Genomic DNA, 20,277 nt, shown 5'->3' with positions numbered 1-20,277 from the left:
CCCTGTGGCATTGACGATTCTTGGCCTGTCCGGCGCCCTTAGCCATGATCCTTCCGCAGCCTTGTATATCGACGGCAAGCTGATCGCGGCCGCCGAAGAAGAGCGCTTCGTACGCGACAAACATGCAAAGAACCGCATGCCTTACGAGTCGGCGAAGTTCTGCCTGGAACAGGCCGGCATCAAGCCTTCCGACGTTGACGTAGTGGCGATCCCATTCGCCCCGATCAGCCTGTTCGGTGAGGCGCGCTGGCACTACGCCAAGCGTTACTGGTACGCCCCGGACCGCGCCCTTGACGCGATCCTGATGGGCAACCGTCGCTACAAGCGCTATCGCAACAAGATCGTCTGGTGCCTGGAGCAACTGGGCTTCGATCCGAAGAAGATCAAGATCGAACCGGTTGAACACCACCTGGCTCACGCTTCCAGCGCCTACCACTGCTCGGGCTTCCAGGAAAAAACCGCGATCCTGGGCATCGACGGCAAGGGCGAATACGCCACGACGTTCTTCGGCTACGGCGAAAACGGCAAGATCCACAAGATCAAGGAATTCTACGATCCGGACTCCCTGGGCGGCCTCTACGGTGCAATCACCGAGTTCCTCGGTTTCGAGATGCTCGACGGTGAGTTCAAGGTCATGGGCATGGCGCCGTATGGCGATGCCAGCAAGTACGACTTCTCCCGCCTGGCCTCGTTTGAGAATGGCGAGTTGGTGATCAACACCGACTATGCCAACGTCATCGGCCTGCGACGTTACAAAGAGAAGGGCAAGGGTTTCTATTTCTCGCCGAAACTGATCGAGTGGCTGGGCCCGAAACGCGAAGGTGACATCGCCGACGAGCCGTACATCCACTATGCCGCCAGCATGCAGGCGCTGTTCGAGAAGCTGGCCCTGCAGATGATCGACCATTACCTGGGCGACATCCTCAAGGACACCGGCAAGCTGGCCTTCGCCGGCGGCTGTGCGCTGAACGTCAAGCTGAACCAGAAGATCATCGCGCGTGACGATGTGAAAGAGCTGTTCGTGCAACCGGCGTCCGGCGATGCCGGCACTGCGGTTGGCGCGGCGGCCTATGTGTCGCACGCTCGTGGTGTACCGGTAGAGAAGATGGAACACGTCTACCTCGGCCCGTCCTACAGCAACGAAGACGTGATCGCCGCGTGCGCCAGGCACGAGAGCAAGCCGAACTGGCGCAAGATCGAGAACATGCCTCAGCGCATCGCCAAGATCATGGTCGACGGCAACCCGGTAGCCTGGTTCCAGGGCCGCATGGAATTCGGTCCGCGTGCGTTGGGCGGCCGTTCGATCATCGGCTGCCCAAGCGCCACCGGCGTGGCTGACCGCATCAACCACCAGATCAAGTTCCGCGAGCGCTGGAGGCCTTTCTGCCCGTCGATGCTCGACACTGTGGCCCCGCAGATGATCAAGGTCGACCACCCGGCGCCGTTCATGACCTTCACCTTTGAAGTGGCGGAAGAATGGAAAACCCGCGTGCCGGAAGTGGTCCATGAAGATGGCACCTCCCGTGCCCAGGTGCTCAAGCGCGAATACAACCCGCGCTACTACGACATGATGAAAGAGCTGGAAGTACTGACCGGCAACGGCGTGTCCCTGAACACCTCGCTCAACCGTCGTGGCGAAGCGATGATCTGCTCGCCGACCGATGCGTTGAACATGTTCTTCGGTTCCGACCTGCAGTACCTGATCATGGAAGACATCCTGGTCGTCAAAGACGGCGTGGACCCTTATGACGCGCTCGGCTGATCGGCAGGTCCTGCAATTCTGCCACGGCTATGACGGGCCGTTCCTGGACTGCGCGCGGCAATACGCCAGCCTGTTCGCGGGCTCGGGTTACAAGGTGACCACGGTGTTCCTCACCGGGGTCGCCGACCCCGGCGTGGCGGCGGCCTGTGCCAGTGATGAAGTGTTGTTCATGGAATACAGCTCCAAGGCCATCCGTGGCCTGAAGCTGTCGGCCATCGCCCAGATGCGCAAGATTGCCGCGTCACGCAACTTCAGCTTCTGCATTGCCCACCGCGCCAAACCCATTTACATCGCCCTGCTGGGCACGGGGTTGCAGGTCATCGGCGTGCATCATGCCTTTGGTGACTATCAGCGTCGAGGTCGTCGCCTGTTTGCCTCGATCTTCCAGAAACGCCTGAGCCTGCTGGCAGTTTCGGACGCGGTGCGTGATGACATCCGTCGCTGCCTGCCGAAATGGCCGGCGGCACGTATTCAGACTTTGTATAACCGCATCGATGTCGAGGCCCTGCAGGCGCAACAGGTGTCGAAGGATGAGGCACGCGACGCCTTGGGGTTGTCACCCGACGAGTGGGTGGTCGGCAACGTCGGTCGCCTGCACCCGGACAAAGACCAGGCCACGCTGCTCAAGGGCTTTGCCCTGGCATTGGCGCAGTTGCCGGCTGAAAGCAAGTTGGCGATCCTCGGCAGCGGGCGCCTGGAGCAAGACCTCAAGAGCCAGGCTCGCGAATTGGGGATTGCCGATCGGGTGTTGTTCCTCGGCCAGGTGCCGAATGCGCGCCTGTATTTCCGTGCGTTCGATGCCTTTGCCCTGAGTTCCGACCACGAGCCCTTCGGCATGGTGCTGCTTGAAGCCATGGCTGCCGGTGTACCGTTGCTGGCCACGGCTTGCGGCGGTGCGCGGGAAGTGGTCGAAGGCGTTGGCATATTGTTTCCCTTCGGTGATGCCGAGCACCTGGCACAGGGCCTGGTCCATCTGGCTGCAATGGGCCCGCAGCAGAAGCGCCAGTGCGCCGAAATGATGCTGGAGCGTCTGCATGCACAGTTCTCGGATCAGGCAGTACACACGGCTTTCTGGCAGTTGCCCAACGTAATTGAACTGACCGCGGGGGCTTGATGCTCAATCGATTTCAAGGCTGGCGTGAGCGTGGCTGGTCCGTTGTCGACGCGACTGCCTACAGCGCCGCGTGGAAGCGTTTCGGCGGCAGTGTCGCCACCCATCCGCAGATCATCGAACGCCTGGCCGCGCTGGCGGGTATTCCCGTGCGCTATCTGGCGTGGGAGCAAGGCGACGAACTCAAGGCGTGCATTGCCACGTGGGGGCGCGACCTGGCGTTGTCCAAGGATGTGCTCAAGCGTCAAGGCAAGAAGGGCCTCTTCGACCTGGGCAATGCCGAATTGATCCTGCCGGCCGCCGTCGACGCCCAAGCACCGCTGCGTCACCGGGCCCGTTACTTGTCGACCCTCAATGAGGGGCGTTTCAGCGGGCTCAAGCCCCAGCCCGAACAGTTGGCCATGGCGCGTACCCCGGAAGAATTGTCGAAGAAGTTTCGCTACAACCAGCGCCGTGAGTTGCGCTTGTTGGAGGAGGCTGGTGGTGTCGTGCGGTCGGTGAGCGAATTTTCCAGCCAGGAACTGGCTGCGATCTACTGCGATTTGTTCCTGCGTCGCTGGGGTTTTGTCGCCACGGGTGCCGAGCGGATGGCCGAGGTGATCGAGTTGCTGCGTGAATGGCTGATCGGCTCGGTGATTTTTCTTAACGATGCGCCGATTGCTGTGCAGTTGGTGTACCGGGTCGAGTCGTCCGACTGGATCAGCGTGGAATATGTCAATGGTGGTGTCGACCCTGAAACCCGCTCATTCAGCCCAGGCAGCGTCCTGAGCTTTCTCAATACCCAAGCCGCCTGGGAGCAGGCGCGAGAAGTCGGCAAACCGCTGCGGTTTTCTTTCGGTCGGGCCGATCGCGAGTATAAGGACCGCTGGTGCAACCCGGTGCAGGTATTCAGCGTATGAGTCGCAAGCAGCAGTTGCTCAAGCGTCACCGGCGTAACAAGCGCATCGGTCTGTTGATCGGTTTGTTGCTGTTGGTGGTCATTGGCGTGCTGGTGGCCTGGTGGCTACCGATAGTGCTGGCCGTGTTGGCATGGGTCGCCCACGAAGCCTGGTTTGCCGACCATTTGTTCTACTCGCCGTCGCAAGACTATCAATACCCGTTTGCAGAAGACGCTCAATTGGCCGGAGTGCGGCTGGAGGGTGATCGGCTGCTACTTGATCGGCCTGACGAATTGAAGGCGGACGCCACGTTGATACTGGCTGTTCGGTTGGAGAGCCGTTGGCTGGGGCGTTTTCTTGACCCTGCCGTCGAGCTGACAGGCGGCGGGCAGGTCGACCGTCAAGCATTCGAGCGCGGTGTAAACGGTACGCGCTATGTCAATCTGACGGGGCTGGCGCCGGCCCTGCTCGCCGGGGAGTTGCGGGTACGTGCGCGTCATTGCCGGTTCAAAGGCGCGCCCAAGCTGTGGGCCTGGAGCAACCCTGACCTGAGTACGCGGCGAGTGATGGTGGTCGCGCCCCATGCCGATGACGCTGAGTTGGCGGCGTTCGGCCTTTACAGCCAGGCCGAAGAACCGTGGATCGTGACCCTGACCGCCGGTGAAATCGAAGCTGAACATTACCGGCAGATGGGCCTGGGGGCTATCGAGGCGTCGCGCGTCAAGGGTCGGCTGCGTGCCTGGGACAGTATCGCCGTACCGCGCTGGGCCGGTGTGCCCGAATCCCATTGCGTGCAGCTGGGCTATTTTTGCCTGCAACTGCAAGCCATGCAGGCCGCGCCGGACGTGCCGGTTACCTCGCGGGAAGCGGACCTTGCGGATACCCGTCTGTTTCGCCAATTCAACCCATTCCTGCTGCCGACCGATGGTGACGGTTTGCCGACCTGGAACAACCTGCTGGCTGACCTGCGTCACTTGTTACTGACGGCGCGCCCCGAAGTCATCGTGTTACCGCATCCGGTCATCGACCCGCATCCTGACCATATCTGCGCGCAGCAAGCGGTGCTGGAAGCGCTGCAGGGGTTGGAATGGCAACCGTCCATGTTGCTCGGATACGCCAATCACTTGCACGACAATGATCGCTGGCCGATGGGGGATGCCGGCAGTGGTGTCGCTTTGCCACCTTTCTTTGATTCAACGTACACTTTGCACCCTTATTGCATATCGCTGACTGATGAGCAGCAGTGTGACAAGGCAATGTCGCTTGGAATGATGCATGACTTGCAACCGCGGATGCCGTTCAAGCGGCGACTGCGGCGGGTTATCCAGCGGGTTCTGGCGCGCCGGACGATTTCACCTTGGGGAGAAAACGAGTTTTTCCGCAAGGCCGTCCGTCGTCATGAGCTGTACTGGGTGATCCGACGTCCCCAAGCGTTCGGCAATGTGAGAGAGCACTGAGTGCTCTCTGTAAATGGCAGTGAGTCCCCGTTTTGATCAACCCATGCCCTCGTATTATTTTTATCATCCCCTACTTCGGCTGCTGGCCGTTCTGGATGCCGTTTTTCCTGGAAAGCTGCCGTCACAATCCGGATATCGACTGGCTGTTGTTCAGTGATTGTCCAATGCCGGCCAACGTCCCGACCAATGTGCGCATCGAGCACATCACATTTGCCGATTACTGCGCCCTGGTATCACAGCGCCTGAATATCCCGTTTGCCCCTCAGGCTGCTTACAAACTGTGCGACATCAAGCCAGCGCTCGGGTATATCCACGCCGACCGGCTTGAAGAGTATGATTTCTGGGCCTTTGGCGATCTGGACCTGATCTACGGCAACCTGCGCAACTATTTCACCGCGGAGCGTCTGGCGGGCTACAACTTGTTCTCCACCCATGAGCGCCGCGTGGCGGGCCACTTGTGCCTGATGCGCAACACCGCCAGCAAGCGCGAAGTGTTCATGCAGATGAAGAATTGGCAGCAACGTTTCACCGATCAGAAGCACCATGCGCTGGACGAGGGCGCCTTCAGCAGGATCTTCCTGTGGCGCAAGAACTTTCCTAAGCCATTGTTCGAGCTGGTCGGTAAGCTCAACCCGTGGCGCCGGCAGAGTGAGTTTGTCGAGGCATTCAGCACGCCCGGCGGCGTAATCAAATGGCACGACGGCACGGACCGCTTCCCGCACCAGTGGTATTGGAACAAGGGACACCTGACCAATGACCGGGACGGCGAGCGGGAATTTCCCTATTTTCATTTTGTCTGTTGGAAGCGTAATCAGTGGCCATTGGTGGAAACACCGTGTCCTGATCAGATCCAGGCGCTGGCGGCTGCACCGTCCTGGATTATTGATGCTACGGGTTTCCATCGAGGAGCGTTATGAGCCGGCGGTTCAAAGTCTTGCAGTTGCAGCCTGACTACAATGTCAAATCCCATGATTTCGCTGACTTGGCCGAGCAGATCGTCAAGGCACTGCCGACGGATCGCTATGAGGTCACCGCAGCCTTCCTGCGCGGTCGACCGGGGCCGGGCGAGCCGGTGAGCCGTGCGCACGCATCGGTGTATTTCGAGTTTTCCGACAAGGCCCTCAAAGGCATGCGCCTGCTTGCCATGTGGCGCCTGTATCAGTTCTGCCGTAAGGAACGCTTCGATGTAGTGGTGTGCAACCGCTTCAAGCCCGTCAACATGCTGCTGCAGCTCAACCGCTGGTTGAAGATCCCCCTGTGTATCGGGATCTCCCACGGGTTTGGCGAGTACGACCGCTTATACCGCCGCAAACAGGCCCAGCGACTGATTGACGGCCATTGGCGGTTTGTCGGCGTGTCACCGGCGGTCAAGCAGTACCTGCTGGACTGCCAGTGCGGCTTCACCGACAGCAACACCTACGCGATTACCAATGCCATCGATATCGAACAGACCGATGCATTGCAGTATTCCCGGGAGCAGGCGCGTGAGCTGCTGGGGCTCGACCCTTCGGTGCGCTTGGTCGGAGCATTGGGCCGGCTGGTGCCGGTCAAGGGGCATACTTATTTACTGCAGGCTTTTGCGCAGCTCAAGGAGCGCTATCCCTCGGCGCAGATGGCTATCATCGGCGCCGGACGGGAGGAGGCCAACTTGTCGGCTGAAATCGAGCGCCTGGGCTTGAGCGGTCGTGTCCACTTGCTCGGCTTTCGCGAGAACGCTTTGCGTTATGTGCGCGCTTTTGACATCTGGGCGATGCCGTCCCTGGCCGAGGGCTTGGGCCTGGCGCTGCTGGAAGGCATGAGTGGGCGACTGCCGATCATCGCGTCGAGCGTGCCGGCCATGCTGCCATTGATCGAGGGTGCGGGCGGCCTGGCGGTCGAACCGGCCAACGTTGCGGCGCTGGCGCAGGCGCTGGACAGCTACCTGGCTCTGCCCGATGACGCCTTGGCGCGCAAGGGTGAACAGGCTTATCAGTACCTCCAGGCCAATCATGACATCGAGGTGTTCCGTCGCGAATATCTCGAGCTCATCGAGTCGGGACTGGCTCAAGCACGCAGAGAGAATGTATGAACCAGAATCAACCGTTGGTCACTGTGATCATCGCGTCGTACAACCACGCTCCCTATATAGAAGAGAGCATCCTGAGCGTGCTGAACCAGACGTATGCCAACATCGAGCTGCTGGTGATCGATGACGGCTCCACCGATGACAGCGTCGAGCGCATTCGCGGCTTGCTGGAACATCACGCCTTTGATTTTCGCGTACAGCAGAACCAGGGGCTGACCAACACTCTCAATGACGCCATCGCACGCGCCAGGGGCTCGTTGATTGTGCCGTTCGGTTCCGATGACATTATGTTGCCCGAGCGTATTGCGACCCAGGTTGCCTATATGGACGGCAAGCCAGAGGTGGGGATTTGCGCAGGTAATATCGAACTGATCGACTCCGAGGGGGCGCTGTATCCCGAAAGCCGCCAGCGCCGCGATGTACCCTTCCGGCGCCTCGATTTCGATGACATGTTCCTGGAGCGCAAGCCTTATCCGCCAGCACCGACGCTGATGATTCGGCGCGAGGCGCTGGAGGCGGTCGGGGGGTTCGACCCGCAGATTCGTCTGGAAGACTTGTTCATCGAATTGAAGATCACTCACGCGGGTTACTTCATCGACGGTTTGAACGTGGTGATGGCGCGCTATCGCAAGCACGCTACCAACTCCTACAAAAACCACCGCTTCATGATCGACAGCATACTGCGCACCTACGCCCTGTTCAGCGATCACCCGTTGTATGACGAGGTGCGTTACAAGTTCCTCAGTTCCATGTTCCTCAAGACGTCCAATCGCAACCGCGAGCTGGCCCGGGAGTTGTTGGCGCAGATTCCGTTTCGCGCCTGGAACAAGAAGACCTGGCGTGGACTGGCCCGCCTGTATTTTTCCCCGCTGGAAAAAGACTGACCCCCCTACGGGCCCTGTCACCTGCTGGCGGGGCTTGTATCCTGTTCTGTCGGACGCAGCGTCTGTGCCTTTTCGCGGATCTTCAACGTGGCTTGTGCCGACGCGACGGCGGCATAGCCTTGCATCAGTTGTTCAAAATGGCTCTCGAACAACCAGTTGCGGTCTTGCGAATAGCGCTGCATGTGCTTGAGGTTGCGTTGACGCAGGGCGTTGCGCAGTGCCGACGGATACAGGCGCATATCTGCCACGTCAATCAGCCCGAACTCGCCGTCTTCCATGAACAGTACATTGCCCAGGTGCAGAGAGCGGAAGTACACGCCTCGTTCGTGAAGCAGGGCTATGTACCGGCCTAGACGCTCCACAAGAGCGCCGCGCAGGCTGCTGTCCAGGCTTTGCAGGGTCTGGCGCACGGTCAGCCCCGGCAGCGGCTGGTAACGCACGGCGGTGCTGCCGTCGCGCAGGCTGTAGAGGTCGAGGATAGTCGGCGCGACGATGCCGAGTGCGCGAAGCTGCGCAGCGTTGCTGGCAAAGCGTTCCGAATAAGGATTGAACCAGCCGGAGGTGTACCAGCGGCGGGCTCTGAAGAGCTTGAGGAAGCTGCCGTCCTCCAGGCGCAGGACCTTCGGGCCCAGGCCGTCGGCCTCGATTACGTGGGCGTTGCAGCATAGCTGGTCAAATGCCTGCGGTGTTAGGGTTTTGACCGGTGTGTCCAGCAGGCTGCGACGACGCTGGGCGATGCTCAGCCCGGTCAGCAGTGCCAGCGGAATCCACAGCAGGAACCAGTGCTCCTTGGGCCGCGAAAGGATGCCGCCGCCTTCGGTGAGGCCCGCGCCGATGCCGTACACCAAGAGCGCCGATGCCAGGATAAACAGCGGCTGCGTACGTTGTTTGATGCCTATATACAACCCCCGTCCGAGCATGAATACCCACGGGATGAAGCCGATGATGCCGACATAATAGAAAACGCCCAGCGCAAAACTGTGAGGTTCGTACAGTTGGTAGCCATTCCAGAAAGTCAGGTACAGCTCGGAGTTGTAGCTGTGGCCGATCCAAGGATGTTCGGCAATGCGTTCTAGTGCCAGGTCCCATACTTCAAAGCGGAGCGAACTGCCGCGCCCACTGATGGCATCTGGGTATAGGATCAGTAATCCGACCAGGGCTATTGCCAAGCCGGTAATCAGCAGTGCTGCGCGGCGGTTACGGCTGAGGAAACTCAGCCACAGAACGGCGAGAGCCATGGCTACCAAAGGTGTTCGTGAGCCGGTAGCCAGCAAGGCTGCAGCCATGATCATCGTGGCCGGCACGCTGAACCACAGCGCCTGGAGGCGCTTGGTGGTCATGCAGATATATAACCAGTAAACGCAGAAGAAACCGAACAAATGAGAACTGAGCAGCGGGTTATCGAGGGCACCACGCCCGCCGATCATGCGCATGCCCGGCTCGAACCCTTTGACGAACGCCACCAGATTGCATAGGCAAACCACCAAGGCGATCACCGCAGCACCGAAGAAAATCGGTTTGAACAGTTCGGCGCGGTAATGCAGCAGCAGCGCGCAGCCGCCAAACAGGAGGAAGGTGTTCAATGGGCGCTTGAGCAGGTCGCTGTCGAGGGTGGGTTCAACGCTCCACAGCAGGCTGGTCAGAGCCCAGCCTGCGAAGACCAGGAACGCGATTGCCAAGGGTTCACGCAGCAGTTCCCTGAGCTCTCGGGGACGCTGCAAAAACATGAACAAGGTCGGTACGGTAAAAAGGATGTAAACGATTCGGTGCAATACGTTGCGGTTGGACACGAAGAACAGTGAGCTCAGGAGCAGCAACAAGCCAATGGGCAAAATCCAAAGGACCAGGAAGTCGAAAACGCGATTTGAGCCATAACTAAGGCGCTTGGAGTGCATACAGTAAAGCCATTCCAGAGAGAGAAAACCGACCATCTTAAGATAGTGGCTATATAATGTCTTCGGTCGGATCCAGCCGGGCCGAGGGGCAAGCCGGGTGCAAGTACAACAGAGAAGCTGTGCTAAAGTCAGCCTCCTTTTTCAAAACGCCGCGTGATATGACCGACTCCAGTCCGAGCGCAAGCCCTTCGAGCTTGAAAATATACTTCCGCCTGCTCAGCTACGTTAAGCCTTACATGGGCTTGTTCGCGTTGAGTATCGTCGGATTTCTGATTTTCGCGTCAACCCAGCCGATGCTGGGTTACATCCTCAAGTACTTTGTCGATGGCCTGTCCAACCCGCAAGCCGTGTTGTTCCCCACTGTGCCATTCCTGCGGGACCTGCAACTGCTGCAGGCCGTGCCGCTGCTGATCATCTTGATCGCCGCCTGGCAGGGCCTGGGGTCTTTCCTGGGCAACTACCTGTTGGCCAAGGTCTCCCTGGGCCTGGTCCACGACCTGCGGGTGCAGTTGTTCAACAACCTGCTGACGCTGCCTAACCGGTACTTCGACAACCACAACTCGGGACACCTGATTTCCCGCATCACCTTCAACGTGACCATGGTCACAGGTGCGGCAACCGATGCGATCAAGGTGGTCATCCGTGAAGGCATGACGGTGATCTTCCTGTTCGCCTCCCTGTTGTTCATGAACTGGCGCCTGACGCTCGTCATGATCGCCATCCTGCCGCTGATTGCGGTGATGGTCAGCACGGCCAGCAAGAAATTTCGCAAGCAGAGCAAAAAGATCCAGGTGGCGATGGGTGACGTGACCCACGTGGCTTCGGAAACCATCCAAGGCTATCGCGTGGTGCGCAGCTTCGGCGGTGAAGTCTACGAGGAGAAGCGTTTCCTCAAGGCAAGCCAGAGCAATACCGACAAGCAACTGCGCATGACCCGTACGGGCGCGATCTACACGCCGGCGTTGCAACTGGTGATCTACACCGCCATGGCGGTATTGATGTTCCTGGTTCTGTATCTTCGTGGCGATGCGTCCGCCGGTGACATGGTCGCCTACATCACGTTGGCCGGTTTGTTGCCCAAGCCGATCCGCCAACTGTCGGAAGTCAGCTCGACCATCCAGAAAGGTGTCGCCGGTGCTGAAAGCATTTTCGAGCAGTTGGACGAGGCGGTTGAAGTCGACCACGGCACTATCGAGCGCGACAAGGTCAGCGGGCGCCTGGAAGTGCGCCAGTTGAACTTCACTTACCCCGGCACCGAGCGTCATGTGCTCAAGGACATCAGTTTCACCGCCGAGCCGGGGCAGATGATTGCGCTGGTTGGGCGCTCAGGCAGCGGCAAGTCGACCCTGGCCAGCCTCATCCCGCGTTTTTACCACCACGAGAGTGGGGAGATTCTGCTCGATGGCGTCGAAATCGAAGACTACAAGCTGCTCAACCTGCGCAAGCATATCGCCCAGGTAACCCAGCATGTCACCCTGTTCAGTGACACCGTGACCAACAACATCGCTTACGGTGACCTGGCCGGAGCACCACGGGAGGCGGTTGAAGCCGCGGCGGCGGATGCCAATGCCAAGGACTTCATCGACCAGTTGCCCAAGGGCTTCGATACCCAGGTCGGTGAAAACGGCGTGTTGTTATCCGGTGGCCAGCGCCAGCGCCTGGCGATTGCCCGTGCACTGCTCAAGAATGCACCGCTGCTGATTCTCGACGAGGCCACCTCGGCGCTCGACACCGAGTCCGAGCGCCACATTCAGGCGGCGTTGGACAACGTCATGCAAGGTCGCACGACCCTGGTGATCGCGCACCGCCTGTCGACCATCGAGAAGGCTGACCTGATCCTGGTGATGGACGATGGCCGTATCGTGGAGCGCGGTACCCACGGCGAGTTGCTCGCGCAAAACGGCTACTATGCCCGCCTGCACTCCATGGGCCTGGATACGCCGGTATCGGCCGATATCACCTGATCGACAGGTACACAGGGCAATGTGGGAGGGGGCTTGCCCCCGATAGCGAAGTGTCAGCTTGCAGAAATGCCGGCTGGTATTTCGCTATCGGCGGGCACGCCCCCTCCAGCATTAGCCCCGTAGTGGATTCGGCGTCGCGCTAGTCACAAGCCATCGCAAACCCTGTGCTAATATCGCGCCCCTGTTCATTTTGTATGTGGGTTGCACCATGAAGTTGTCCATGCCGCGATTCGATCAAGCCCCTGTCTTGGTGGTCGGCGATGTCATGCTCGACCGTTACTGGCATGGTGGTACCTCACGGATTTCCCCTGAGGCACCGGTGCCGGTAGTCAAGGTCGAGCAAATCGAAGACCGTCCGGGTGGTGCTGCCAACGTTGCCCTCAATATTGCCGCGCTCGGCGCTCCAGCCTCCCTGGTGGGTGTGACCGGCGACGACGAAGCTGCCGACAGCCTGGCCAACAGCCTGCGCGGGGCCGGCGTGCGTGCGGTGTTCCAGCGTATCGCCCATCAGCCGACCATCGTCAAGTTGCGGGTCATGAGCCGGCACCAACAGTTGCTGCGTATCGATTTCGAAGAACCCTTCGCCACCGACGCCTTGGCTCTCGGCAGCCAGGTTGACGAGTTGCTCGAAGGCATCAAGGTGCTGGTGTTGTCCGACTACGGAAAAGGCGCCTTGAGGAACCATCAGGCGCTGATTCAGGCCGCCAAGGCCAAGGGCATTCCGGTGCTGGCCGATCCCAAGGGCAAGGACTTCTCGATTTATCGGGGCGCCAGCCTGATCACGCCGAACCTCAGTGAGTTCGAAGCCATCGTCGGTGGTTGCGCCGATGAGCATGAATTGGTGAGCAAGGGTGCGGCGCTGATGGCCGACCTCGACCTGGGCGCCTTGCTGGTGACCCGTGGCGAGCACGGCATGACCCTGTTGCGCCCAGGCCACCCGGCGATGCACCTGCCGGCGCGTGCCCGTGAAGTGTTTGATGTCACCGGTGCCGGTGACACCGTCATTTCTACCTTGGCCGCGTCTATCGCGGCAGGTGAAGAATTGCCTCACGCCGTGGCCCTGGCCAATTTGGCGGCAGGCATTGTGGTTGGCAAACTGGGTACGGCGGCCATCAGTGCACCTGAGCTGCGCCGGGCGATCCAGCGTTCCGAAGGTTCCGAGCGTGGCGTACTGAGTATCGAGCAGTTGCTGCTGGCGATTGACGATGCGCGTGCCCACAACGAAAGCATTGTGTTCACCAATGGCTGCTTCGACATCCTGCATGCCGGCCATGTGACTTACCTGGAGCAGGCGCGTGCCCAAGGCGATCGCCTGATCGTTGCGGTCAATGACGATGCTTCGGTCAGTCGCTTGAAAGGTCCGGGCCGTCCGATCAACAGCGTTGACCGTCGCATGGCGGTGCTGGCGGGGTTGGGCGCGGTGGATTGGGTGATCAGCTTCCCCGAAGGTACCCCGGAAAATCTGCTGGCCCAGGTCAAGCCGGACGTGCTGGTCAAGGGCGGTGACTATTCCGTCGACCAGGTGGTCGGTGCCGACATCGTCAGCGCCTACGGCGGCAAGGTCAAAGTGTTGGGCTTGGTTGAGAACAGCTCGACCACCGCGATTGTCGAGAAGATCCGCAACAATGAGTAACTTTGATAAGTGGGTCCTGATTACCGGCGGTGCGGGCTTCATTGGCTCGCACCTGGTGGACGCGTTGCTTGCCAAAGGCTATGGCGTGCGGGTGCTGGATAACCTGTCCACCGGCAAACGCAGCAACTTGTCGATGGATAACCCGCGTTTGGAGCTGATTGAAGGTAATGTCGCCGATGCGGACCTGGTGGCGAAGGCCGCCGTCGGCGCGACTGCCGTGGTGCACTTGGCTGCAGTGGCCTCGGTGCAGGCCTCGGTGGATGACCCGGTCAGCACGCACCAGAGCAATTTTGTCGGTACCTTGAATGTCTGTGAGGCCATGCGCAAGGCCGGCGTCAGGCGTGTGGTGTATGCCTCCAGCGCCGCGGTCTATGGCAACAACGGCGAGGGGGCTTCGATTGCCGAAGAAACCACCAAGGCGCCATTGACGCCTTACGCGTCCGATAAATTGGCCAGCGAGCATTACTTCGATTTCTACCGCCGCCAGCATGGCCTGGAGCCGGTGATCTTCCGTTTCTTCAATATCTTCGGGCCGCGCCAGGATCCGTCATCGCCGTATTCCGGTGTGATCAGTATCTTCAGCGAGCGCGCGCAGCAAGGTGTGCCGATCGCCGTGTTTGGCGATGGCGAGCAAACCCGTGACTTCATGTACGTGGAAGATCTGGTGGACGTGCTGGTACAGGCCATTGAAGCGCCCGCTGCACCGCTGGGTGCAATCAATGTCGGTTGGAACCGCACCACTACGCTCAAGGACGTACTGCAAGCCTTGCAAGACATCGTCGGCAAGTTGCCGGCTGTGACTTACGGGCCTGCACGCTCTGGGGATATCCGACATTCGCGGGCGAATAACCAACGGCTGCTGGCGAGTTTTACGCTGCCCGAGCCCACGCCGTTGAAGGTGGGCCTGGAGCGTTTGCTCAGAGGCTGACGGTAAGGAGGCCAGCCTTTATCGGCTGGCTTTTTTCTTTGGCACGATTTTACGCAGCATCCGCTGTGCCAGATGCTTCAATCGCGACTCTTTTTCCGGCTCTGCCAGGCCTTGCTGCCTGAGCCAGTCTTTCCAGCGAATCCGCTCATCACGTACCAACCAGCCTTCCTGTTGGGCGAAGCTTTCCGCCAGGTACAAACCTCGTGTGCTCGCCGGGTACAGCTGGTCTTTCTTGACGGTGTAAAGCTCGGCCAGTGGCTGGCCGTCTTTCAGAGGCATCAGGTACAGGTCGGGGCGCTGGCGGTCCAGGCGGGCGACCAACTGGTCACCTTCCAGGCGCTCATCGACATGGAACAGGCTCAGGGACTTGGCTTCCTTCGGGACTTCCAGCCTCAAGTCATAAATCAGCTGCAGCGATGCGGTGGGCAGGTGCACATAAGCCCGTGGGCGCTCGATCAATTGAGTGGTTGCGCAACGCACCGGTCGCGCCGCGCCAGACAGCGGGCTGAGGCGAAAGGGCAAGGCTTCACGGTAGTGCAGGGCTGCGGAGTAGGGCGCCGGGAGCCACGTGTCGTTGAAGCGCCCGCCGAGCCAGCCTTCCGGGGTTTCGAGCAGGCATTCTTCGGCAATTTCCTGGATGGCGGTGTGCAGCGGCAGGTTCAATTCATGGGCCGGGACGTAGCCGGAGATCAGCTTGAGCACCACATCGCCACGGTCCTGGCGGCGTTGGCGCACGAGCACCCAGTAGTCCTTGTTTTGCCAATGCAGCGTCAGTCGCACCGACACGCCAAGGTTGGCCAGTTCCAGGGCAAAGCGCTCGGCGTTCGGTACGTCTACCGGTTTGCGCCGTTGCAGGGTCTGGGCGAAGTTGAGCGGCATGCCGACGCTCTGGTAGCTCAGGCCCTCGGGGGTGGCTTCGACGTGTAGCGGCAGTGTTTTGAAGTTGCTGGGGTTTTTTCTTATGAGCGTTCGCGGCATGTCGGCTCCTTCTTGCGACGGGGTCGGCCGCGTCGGCGGCATCAGAGTTGACGAATGACCTGGGCAGCGGTCGCCACGTTATGGGCCAGGTGCAGCGGGTTGATGGTCCCGACAATAGCACTGGCGACGCCCGTTTGCGCAAACAACAACATGAAACTGGCATGAATTGGATCCATTCCGGGCTCAAGGCAAACGTGGCCGCTGGCCAAGGCTTTTTTCACCAGGATGCCTTTGCCATGGGTCGCGGCGTAATCAATCACGGCCTTCTCGGCCTGCTCGTTCAGATTGTAGGTGACCATCGCGCAATCGCCTTGTTCCAGAGCCTTCATACCGCCTTCAACGGTTTTGCCGGAGAAGCCGAAGCCGCGAATCTTGCCCTCTTTTTTCAGGGCCGCCAGGGTTTGGTAAACCTCACAATCGTTGAGGATGTGCAGATCATTGCCGTCGGAGTGCACCAGCACCAGATCGATAAAATCCGTTTCAAGTCTTTTCAAGCTGCGCTCGATCGACAGGCGGGTGTGGGCCTCACTGAAGTCATGACGGGATACGCCGTCGGCAAACTCTTCGCCAACCTTGCTGACAATCACCCAATCCTTGCGCTGGCCACGTAGCAGCGGCCCCAGGCGTTCTTCGCTGCGACCGTAGGCGGGGGCGGTGTCGATCAGGTTGATGCCCAGCTGTCGGGCCTGGCGCAACAACATTCGCGCTTCGTCATCGTCGGGGATCTGAAAGCCGCTGGGGTATTTCACGCCCTGGTCGCGGCCCAGTTTGACGGTGCCCAGGCCCAGTGGCGAGACGATCAGGCCCGTGCTGCCCAGGGGGCGATGCAGGTCGTGCAAGGTAGGCAGGCTCATGGCAACAGTTGCTCCCAGGCAGGCACGCCGATCGCGGGTTTCGGCAGGTCGGGCAGAGGCTCGCCGGCGCCGGGTCGGATACCGTCGCGCTCCAGGCTGTCGAGCACGCGATCGGCGAAGTCCGGCGCCAGGGCCAGCTTGGTCGGCCAGCCCACCAGTAGGCGGCCTTGTTCGGCGAGGAATGCATTGTCGGGGCGGCTCAGACCCGATTGCAGCGGCTCGGCGCGGTCGACCCGCAAGGTGGCCCACTGGGTCTGGCTCATGTCGATCCACGGCAGCAGTTGCGCCACTTCCTTTTGTGCGGTGGCGATCTGTTCTTCAGGGGTACGTGCCACACCGTCGGCTTCGGCGATATCTCCGCCGATGTACCACACCCAATTGCCATCCGCTGCCGGGTGGGTGGTAACGGTGAGGCGCGGCTTGGTGCCGCCACCCAGGCAATGGGCATACAGCGGCTTCAGGCCTGGGCCCTTGGCGATGATCATATGCAGGGGGCGTTTCTGCATGGCCGGTTGGCTGAGGCCCAGGGCGCCGAGCAAGTCAGCCGTGCCGGCGCCGGCACTCAACACGATGCGTTGCGCGCGGATCTCGCGGCCATCGACCTTCAAGCCCACCAAGTGGTCGTCTTCGCGCAGCGGTTCGATCTGCTTTGCGGCGAGCAGGCTATCACCGCCCAGTTGCGCCAGGCGTTGAATCACACTCGGCACGTCCACCACGAGTTCGGCCAAGCGATAGACCTTGCCCTTGAAGCGGCGATCCTGCAGGGCGGGGGGCAATTCGTCGCCTTTGACCTGGTCCACACGCCCGCGCACGGCCTTGCTGGCAAAGAAGCTGGTGAGGTTGCCGGCGAGCGTGCCGGGGGACCATAGATAGTGGGCTTCGGACAGCAAGCGTACGCCGGACAAATCCAGCTCGCCCGTTCCTGCCAGGGCTTCACGCCAGCGGCGCGGCATGTCGGCAATGGCTTCGGACGCGCCGGTGAGCGCGCCGTGCAGGGCATATTTCGCCCCACCGTGAATGATTCCCTGCGACTTCACGCTTTGCCCGCCGCCCAGGGTGGCGCTTTCCACCAGTACCGTGGAAAACCCCTGGCGGCGCAGGCGCGCATTCAGCCAGAGGCCGGCAACCCCGGCGCCGACAATCAGTACGTCGGTGGAAATAACGGATGGCATCGGCGACCTCAGTGTTCAAGACAAGGGACGCAGTATACAGCCTGTTGAGTAGCGGTCAGTGCCCGGCGGTTTTCGAGAACAACTGAATCACTACCACGCCCAGTACGATCAGGCCCATCCCCAGCATCGCCGGGACATCCAGCTTCTGCCCGTAGATGAACAACGCCGCGACGCTGACCATCACGATCCCCAGCCCGGCCCATACCGCATAGGCCACGCCCACCGGCACGCTGCGCACCACCAGGGTGAGCATCCAGAACGCTACGCCATAACCCACAATCATCAGCATCAGCGGGATGGGTGTGCTCAGGCCCTTGACCGCTTTCATGGAAACGGTCGCGATCACTTCCGAGCAAATGGCAATGGCCAGGTAGAGGTAGGCGACATTCATGGGGGTAATCCTCGGTGTGTTGCGTGCTAGATAAGGTCGGCATTCTAGCGACTGCCAAGATGCGGTAAAGTCATTACCTATCCGAATTAAAGATGGGTTAGGCCATGAGCGTGCAGTGGAACCTTGAGCAGATGCGCCTGTTTGTCAGTGTCGCCGAGCAGCGTTCGTTTTCCGCGGTGGCCCGTGACCAGCGCAAGGCTCAATCGGCGGTGAGCAATGGGATTGCCTTGCTTGAGGCGGACCTGGGGCTGAGCCTGTTTGATCGTAGCAGTGGCCGCCAGCCACGCCTGACCGAGGCGGGCAGTGTGTTGCTGGAGGAGGCGCGTGAGGTGTTGCGCCAGTGTGAGCGGCTCAATGGTCGGGCGCTGTCCTTGACCCGGGGTGAAGAAGCCTGCCTGCGCCTGGCCCAGGACGAAGCCATGTTGTTCCAGCCGGTACTCGACAGCCTTGAAGCGCTGGCCGCGCAATACCCGTTGCTGGAAGTGCAATTGTCCAGCGCTGCCCAAGGCGACGTAGCGCGTAAGTTGGTGGAGCGCAAAGCCGACCTGGGCCTGCTGTTCTATCACGACCAAATCCCCGAGGCGCTTGAGCGGCGGGTGGTGGGCAGTGTGGAAATGGTCACGGTGTGCGGCGTGAACCACCCGCTCGCCAAGGAGCGATATGTGGATTGCCAGCGCCTGGCACAGTTTCGCCAACTGTTGATGTCGACCCAGACCAGTGTGTACCCCGGCAGTGAGGCTGCCAGCCCTCTGGTGTGGCGCGCCGACAGTTTCTATGTGCTGGCCGAATGGTTGATGAGTGGCTTGGGCTGGGCCTGGCTGCCGCGGCATATCGTGCAGTACCCCACCTATCAGCAACAAATGGTCGAGTTGGACAGCGAATGGACGCCACCGGCCCTGGTGGTGGAACTGGTCTGGCGTCGGGATGAACACCTCGGGCCTGCCGCACGCTTCCTGGCTGAACGATTTGCCGAGTGCTTGCAGGCGATCGACTGAAAAAGCCGATAAACTCCGCCGCCATGAATAGAACTCTCTACAGCTGTCTGTTTTACCTGGCGCTGCCGTTGGTGGCTTTACGTCTGTGGCTGCGCGCGCGCAAGGCGCCGGCGTATGCCAAGCGCGTGGGCGAGCGGTTTTCCTATGGCCTGCCGATGATGCAGCCGGGCGGGATCTGGGTGCATGCGGTGTCGGTCGGCGAAAGCATCGCTGCCGCGCCGATGATACGCGGGCTGATGGCGCGCCACCCGACGCTGCCGATCACCGTCACCTGCATGACGCCCACCGGTTCCGAGCGTATCCAGGCGTTGTTCGCCAATGAGCCGCGCATTCAGCATTGTTACCTGCCCTATGACGTGCCGTGCGCCGCCAAGCGTTTTCTGGATCAGGTGAAGCCGAAACTGGCGGTGATCATGGAGACGGAGCTGTGGCCCAATCACATCCACGCCTGCTACCAGCGTGGCATTCCGGTGGCACTGGCCAATGCGCGACTGTCGGCGCGCTCGGCCAAGGGTTATGGGCGTTTCGCCAAGCTGACCGCGCCGATGCTGGCTGAGATGAGCCTGTTCGCCGTGCAGACGCGTACCGAGGCTGAGCGTTTCCTGAGCCTGGGTGCGCGCCCGGAAACCGTTGAAGTCACGGGTTCGATCAAGTTCGACCTGACTGTCGACCCCGAGCTGCCGCTGTGTGCCGCCGCCCTGCGTGAGCAATGGGGCGCCCGTGAGCGCCCGGTGTGGATCGCCGCCAGTACCCATGAAGGCGAAGATGAAGTGGTGCTGGCGGCCCACCGCCAGTTGCTCGAGAGCTATCCCAATGCGTTGCTGATTCTGGTGCCGCGCCATCAGGAGCGCTTCGGTCCGATGTTTGAGTTGTGCCGGCAACGAGGATTCGCCACGGTGCGTCGCTCCAGCGGTGACCCCGTGACCGCGCAGACCTCCGTGTTGCTGGGCGATACCATGGGCGAGTTGCTGTTTCTGTATGCCCTGGCCGACAGTGCTTTCGTCGGCGGCAGCCTGGTGCCGACCGGCGGCCACAACCCGTTGGAGCCGGCGGCGCTGGCCCTGCCTGTGATCATGGGGCCGCACCGGTTCAACTTCCTCGAAATCAGCGCGATGATGCATGAGGCGGGGGCGTTGCGCGAAGTCGACGATGCCCAAGGTCTGGCCGAAGCTGTGCGCCAGCTGTTCGAGCTGCCACAGGATGCGCGCAAGATGGCGCAGGCTGGGCTCAAGGTGATGCAGGCCAACCAGGGCGCGCTCAAGCGCTTGCTGGATGGCCTGGACAGGCTATTGGATCAGCACTGATTCCAT

17 protein-coding genes are annotated in these 20,277 nt (G+C 60.7%); 12 read left to right on the top strand and 5 right to left on the bottom strand.

Annotated features, from left to right (window positions below; genetic code table 11):
• The first annotated feature begins 4 nt into the window (after nucleotides 1–4).
• From ACQRBT_RS06815 to ACQRBT_RS06785, 7 genes are read left to right on the top strand one after another with little or no spacing between them, the layout of a single operon-like run.
• The gene (locus ACQRBT_RS06815; protein ID WP_065900046.1) at nucleotides 5–1,762 is read left to right on the top strand and encodes a carbamoyltransferase family protein; all 1,758 of its coding nucleotides are present in this window, start codon (nucleotides 5–7) and stop codon (nucleotides 1,760–1,762) included.
• Complete coding sequence (locus tag ACQRBT_RS06810) at nucleotides 1,746–2,876, top strand: glycosyltransferase (RefSeq protein WP_412046592.1); 1,131 nt, start codon at nucleotides 1,746–1,748, stop codon at nucleotides 2,874–2,876. The genes ACQRBT_RS06815 and ACQRBT_RS06810 overlap by 17 nt, the downstream gene beginning before the upstream one ends.
• Nucleotides 2,876–3,772: an antimicrobial resistance protein Mig-14 gene (locus ACQRBT_RS06805; RefSeq protein WP_090367193.1), complete on the top strand. Its 897-nt coding sequence runs from the start codon at nucleotides 2,876–2,878 to the stop codon at nucleotides 3,770–3,772. The genes ACQRBT_RS06810 and ACQRBT_RS06805 overlap by 1 nt, the downstream gene beginning before the upstream one ends.
• On the top strand, nucleotides 3,769–5,208 hold the full coding sequence (locus ACQRBT_RS06800) for a PIG-L deacetylase family protein (RefSeq protein WP_244701729.1): 1,440 nt from the start codon (nucleotides 3,769–3,771) through the stop codon (nucleotides 5,206–5,208). The genes ACQRBT_RS06805 and ACQRBT_RS06800 overlap by 4 nt, the downstream gene beginning before the upstream one ends.
• 32 nt (nucleotides 5,209–5,240) lie before the next feature.
• Nucleotides 5,241–6,125 carry a DUF6625 family protein gene (locus ACQRBT_RS06795; RefSeq protein ID WP_244701732.1) on the top strand — a complete coding sequence of 295 codons (885 nt, stop codon included), beginning with the start codon at nucleotides 5,241–5,243 and terminating at the stop codon, nucleotides 6,123–6,125.
• Entirely contained in the window at nucleotides 6,122–7,276 is a 1,155-nt protein-coding gene (locus tag ACQRBT_RS06790) for a glycosyltransferase (protein ID WP_090367187.1), read from the top strand. Before ACQRBT_RS06795 ends, ACQRBT_RS06790 begins: the two co-directional genes overlap by 4 nt.
• Nucleotides 7,273–8,157, top strand: a complete 885-nt coding sequence (locus ACQRBT_RS06785) for a glycosyltransferase (protein WP_090367185.1) — start codon at nucleotides 7,273–7,275, stop codon at nucleotides 8,155–8,157. Before ACQRBT_RS06790 ends, ACQRBT_RS06785 begins: the two co-directional genes overlap by 4 nt.
• Before the next feature lie 17 nt (nucleotides 8,158–8,174).
• On the opposite strand, the gene ACQRBT_RS06780 is transcribed toward ACQRBT_RS06785, so the two are convergent.
• Nucleotides 8,175–10,052 carry an O-antigen ligase family protein gene (locus tag ACQRBT_RS06780; RefSeq protein WP_104995347.1) on the bottom strand — a complete coding sequence of 626 codons (1,878 nt, stop codon included), beginning with the start codon at nucleotides 10,050–10,052 and terminating at the stop codon, nucleotides 8,175–8,177.
• Between the two features lie 158 nt (nucleotides 10,053–10,210).
• Here ACQRBT_RS06780 and msbA point away from each other — a divergent pair, with 158 nt between their 5' ends.
• From msbA to ACQRBT_RS06765, 3 genes are all read left to right on the top strand, one after another.
• Nucleotides 10,211–12,016: a lipid A export permease/ATP-binding protein MsbA gene (msbA, locus tag ACQRBT_RS06775; RefSeq protein ID WP_060755140.1), complete on the top strand. Its 1,806-nt coding sequence runs from the start codon at nucleotides 10,211–10,213 to the stop codon at nucleotides 12,014–12,016.
• A gap of 208 nt (nucleotides 12,017–12,224) precedes the next feature.
• Entirely contained in the window at nucleotides 12,225–13,649 is a 1,425-nt protein-coding gene (gene hldE / locus ACQRBT_RS06770; protein ID WP_090367181.1) for a bifunctional D-glycero-beta-D-manno-heptose-7-phosphate kinase/D-glycero-beta-D-manno-heptose 1-phosphate adenylyltransferase HldE, read from the top strand.
• Nucleotides 13,642–14,577 (top strand): NAD-dependent epimerase/dehydratase family protein, encoded by a 936-nt coding sequence (locus tag ACQRBT_RS06765; protein ID WP_161547756.1) that lies wholly within the window; start codon nucleotides 13,642–13,644, stop codon nucleotides 14,575–14,577. The genes hldE and ACQRBT_RS06765 overlap by 8 nt, the downstream gene beginning before the upstream one ends.
• A gap of 18 nt (nucleotides 14,578–14,595) precedes the next feature.
• Here the strand turns inward: ACQRBT_RS06765 and ACQRBT_RS06760 are convergent, their stop codons facing one another.
• From ACQRBT_RS06760 to ACQRBT_RS06745, 4 genes are read right to left on the bottom strand one after another with little or no spacing between them, the layout of a single operon-like run.
• Complete coding sequence (locus ACQRBT_RS06760) at nucleotides 14,596–15,555, bottom strand: metal ABC transporter ATPase (protein WP_090367178.1); 960 nt, start codon at nucleotides 15,553–15,555, stop codon at nucleotides 14,596–14,598.
• 41 nt (nucleotides 15,556–15,596) lie between these two features.
• Nucleotides 15,597–16,409, bottom strand: coding sequence for an aldo/keto reductase (locus ACQRBT_RS06755; RefSeq protein ID WP_104995349.1), 813 nt, complete (start codon nucleotides 16,407–16,409; stop codon nucleotides 15,597–15,599).
• Nucleotides 16,406–17,581 (bottom strand): NAD(P)/FAD-dependent oxidoreductase, encoded by a 1,176-nt coding sequence (locus ACQRBT_RS06750; protein ID WP_060755136.1) that lies wholly within the window; start codon nucleotides 17,579–17,581, stop codon nucleotides 16,406–16,408. The genes ACQRBT_RS06755 and ACQRBT_RS06750 overlap by 4 nt, the downstream gene beginning before the upstream one ends.
• 55 nt (nucleotides 17,582–17,636) lie before the next feature.
• Nucleotides 17,637–17,972 (bottom strand): DMT family transporter, encoded by a 336-nt coding sequence (locus ACQRBT_RS06745; protein ID WP_060755135.1) that lies wholly within the window; start codon nucleotides 17,970–17,972, stop codon nucleotides 17,637–17,639.
• 104 nt (nucleotides 17,973–18,076) lie between these two features.
• Between ACQRBT_RS06745 and ACQRBT_RS06740 the strand changes: the two genes are divergently transcribed.
• Both ACQRBT_RS06740 and waaA read left to right on the top strand, forming a co-directional pair.
• Entirely contained in the window at nucleotides 18,077–18,967 is an 891-nt protein-coding gene (locus ACQRBT_RS06740; RefSeq protein ID WP_060755134.1) for a LysR family transcriptional regulator, read from the top strand.
• A 23-nt stretch (nucleotides 18,968–18,990) separates the two neighbouring features.
• The gene (gene waaA / locus ACQRBT_RS06735) at nucleotides 18,991–20,271 is read left to right on the top strand and encodes a lipid IV(A) 3-deoxy-D-manno-octulosonic acid transferase (protein ID WP_412046593.1); all 1,281 of its coding nucleotides are present in this window, start codon (nucleotides 18,991–18,993) and stop codon (nucleotides 20,269–20,271) included.
• Nucleotides 20,272–20,277: the final 6 nt, after the last annotated feature.

This window comes from Pseudomonas sp. R19M (genome assembly GCF_050312585.1).
GTDB lineage: Bacteria > Pseudomonadota > Gammaproteobacteria > Pseudomonadales > Pseudomonadaceae > Aquipseudomonas > Aquipseudomonas palleroniana.
This window is presented reverse-complemented; position numbering and strand designations above follow the sequence as displayed.

What these genes read in the sequence shown, in the direction of transcription:
- ACQRBT_RS06810 (WP_412046592.1), top strand. Translation starts at nt 1,746, where the DNA reads ATGACGCGCTCGGCTGATCGGCAGGTCCTGCAATTCTGCCACGGCTAT.
- ACQRBT_RS06805 (WP_090367193.1), top strand. Translation starts at nt 2,876, where the DNA reads ATGCTCAATCGATTTCAAGGCTGGCGTGAGCGTGGCTGGTCCGTTGTC.
- ACQRBT_RS06800 (WP_244701729.1), top strand. Translation starts at nt 3,769, where the DNA reads ATGAGTCGCAAGCAGCAGTTGCTCAAGCGTCACCGGCGTAACAAGCGC.
- ACQRBT_RS06790 (WP_090367187.1), top strand. Translation starts at nt 6,122, where the DNA reads ATGAGCCGGCGGTTCAAAGTCTTGCAGTTGCAGCCTGACTACAATGTC.
- ACQRBT_RS06785 (WP_090367185.1), top strand. Translation starts at nt 7,273, where the DNA reads ATGAACCAGAATCAACCGTTGGTCACTGTGATCATCGCGTCGTACAAC.
- ACQRBT_RS06780 (WP_104995347.1), bottom strand. Translation starts at nt 10,052, where the DNA reads ATGCACTCCAAGCGCCTTAGTTATGGCTCAAATCGCGTTTTCGACTTC.
- msbA (WP_060755140.1), top strand. Translation starts at nt 10,211, where the DNA reads ATGACCGACTCCAGTCCGAGCGCAAGCCCTTCGAGCTTGAAAATATAC.
- hldE (WP_090367181.1), top strand. Translation starts at nt 12,225, where the DNA reads ATGAAGTTGTCCATGCCGCGATTCGATCAAGCCCCTGTCTTGGTGGTC.
- ACQRBT_RS06765 (WP_161547756.1), top strand. Translation starts at nt 13,642, where the DNA reads ATGAGTAACTTTGATAAGTGGGTCCTGATTACCGGCGGTGCGGGCTTC.
- ACQRBT_RS06760 (WP_090367178.1), bottom strand. Translation starts at nt 15,555, where the DNA reads ATGCCGCGAACGCTCATAAGAAAAAACCCCAGCAACTTCAAAACACTG.
- ACQRBT_RS06755 (WP_104995349.1), bottom strand. Translation starts at nt 16,409, where the DNA reads ATGAGCCTGCCTACCTTGCACGACCTGCATCGCCCCCTGGGCAGCACG.
- ACQRBT_RS06750 (WP_060755136.1), bottom strand. Translation starts at nt 17,581, where the DNA reads ATGCCATCCGTTATTTCCACCGACGTACTGATTGTCGGCGCCGGGGTT.
- ACQRBT_RS06745 (WP_060755135.1), bottom strand. Translation starts at nt 17,972, where the DNA reads ATGAATGTCGCCTACCTCTACCTGGCCATTGCCATTTGCTCGGAAGTG.
- ACQRBT_RS06740 (WP_060755134.1), top strand. Translation starts at nt 18,077, where the DNA reads ATGAGCGTGCAGTGGAACCTTGAGCAGATGCGCCTGTTTGTCAGTGTC.
- waaA (WP_412046593.1), top strand. Translation starts at nt 18,991, where the DNA reads ATGAATAGAACTCTCTACAGCTGTCTGTTTTACCTGGCGCTGCCGTTG.